The sequence below is a fragment of the Oleiphilus sp. HI0086 genome (assembly GCF_001635225.1).
This window is the reverse complement of record NZ_LWFZ01001380.1, coordinates 1-1,472: the sequence shown is the minus strand read 5'-3', so window position 1 is coordinate 1,472 and position 1,472 is coordinate 1. Positions and strand designations below refer to the sequence as shown.

Sequence of the window (1,472 nt, the reverse complement as noted above, 5' to 3'; positions counted from 1 at the left end):
CCTGGAGCTCCTGGTCATATAATTCTGTATTTTCAGGAAGCTCTTCGTAGACCTCATAACCGAGAGCGTTCGCAAGAACTTCTGCTCCCACTTTGTCTAACCTGAGTTGAAATTCAGAGCCTTGAAAGTGGTATTGAGTGATTTGTCCTTTTTCCACTTTGTCTATTATTGTTAAACCTCGTCAATTGCGACGATAGTCTTTAGCTCCATATTGAAGTAAGTAGCGATAGCTTCATGGCCGCTAGAAAATAGGGCTTGCGGCTGGGAACTCTCATCAAACAAAAACTCGTAATCCAATTTTGGCCTCTGTTGTTTGATTAAAACATTTCCAAATCACCATTTTCAACCAGGTGCTCTACAATTTGATCGTTTTCAGTAAACTTTTCAGGTGACCAGCTAAGGTTGAAGATAAGGCGTTGATAGATGGTGATTTCATCAAAGCGGAATTTAGGGTCGATCAGCTTAAACTTAAAGCATAGTTGAGGCTCGGTTGAACCAAAGGACATATGTTTTTGAGAGTGGTTTACCAGCGTTGGGACATAAATACGATTGCCTTCTAAACTCTCAACGGAAGAGAAGTAGCAAGAGCGTGCTTTACCCCAAATCAGGTTGGTGGCTTCGTTGAGAATCGAGTTAATATCATTGCGATTCGGACGCATTGAATGAATGGCAGTTGCGTCAGAGCGAATTAAATCAGTGATTTCCTTTTCAGTGGTCTGCAGCATCATATAACCACGGCACCAGTCACTTTCCAAAGGAATCAGTGTGAACAATTCACCATAGATTAATTGGTCTTTTACCAGGTAGGGGTAATCACAATGAACTTTTACCCCGGGGATCAGGCTTTCAAATACTTGAGTAGAGATCTCCTGAAAGCCCTTGGCCAACTCCAGAGGGTAATACATGCTACAAATATACTCGTTGATCAAACCGTTAAGTTGGTCAATGTTGTTGTTTTCATAGCTGCCAGCAATCGCTTGAAGGACTTCAGGAGAAAGTTCTTTACGCGTTACTCTGCGTAAAAATATCGGTAGTTCAGGACGTTTGCGGTGAATCTGGAGGCACAAATCTAAACCACTTACGCCACTACTATCAGGCGCTTCGGTCAGGAATACACTGCCCAGGTCGAGATTTGACGACAGGACTTCGTCAAACTCACTCGACGCGCCTTCGAGACCGATATGGTCGTCCTCGGTTTTGACTCTTAAACCAACCAAATTATTTTCAATGCAAACATCTTTTAACAAGGTCAATGACGTTTTTTCGAACTCGTGTACAAGTACTTTACTGACAATTTTTGTGTCCTTGCTCATCCATACCTCGTTTAAAACGGACCTGAGAATTAACAAATTTGAAACTGCATTTGATGCTACAACAGTATAGTGTACAAATAAGGCTAGCGAGTAAAATTATCAGATTGAGCCGCTTGTGCTCGAACTTGAGTGTGCTACCTTATATGCTATTAACCAGGA

Annotated in this window: 3 protein-coding genes; all 3 read right to left on the bottom strand. The window is 41.9% G+C overall.

Annotated features, from left to right (window positions below):
- Positions 1 to 157 (bottom strand): hypothetical protein (locus A3756_RS29365; protein WP_197481501.1); only part of this gene is annotated, 157 nt, incomplete at its 3' end.
- 14 nt (positions 158 to 171) lie between these two features.
- Positions 172 to 297, bottom strand: coding sequence for a YacL family protein (locus A3756_RS29025; RefSeq protein WP_197469622.1), 126 nt, complete (start codon positions 295 to 297; stop codon positions 172 to 174).
- A gap of 20 nt (positions 298 to 317) precedes the next feature.
- The gene (locus A3756_RS23630) at positions 318 to 1,313 is read right to left on the bottom strand and encodes a chemotaxis protein CheX (RefSeq protein ID WP_068553928.1); all 996 of its coding nucleotides are present in this window, start codon (positions 1,311 to 1,313) and stop codon (positions 318 to 320) included.
- Positions 1,314 to 1,472: the final 159 nt, after the last annotated feature.

Coding starts and splice junctions, on each gene's coding strand:
- A3756_RS23630 (WP_068553928.1), bottom strand. CDS start 1,313: ATGAGCAAGGACACAAAAATTGTCAGTAAAGTACTTGTACACGAGTTC.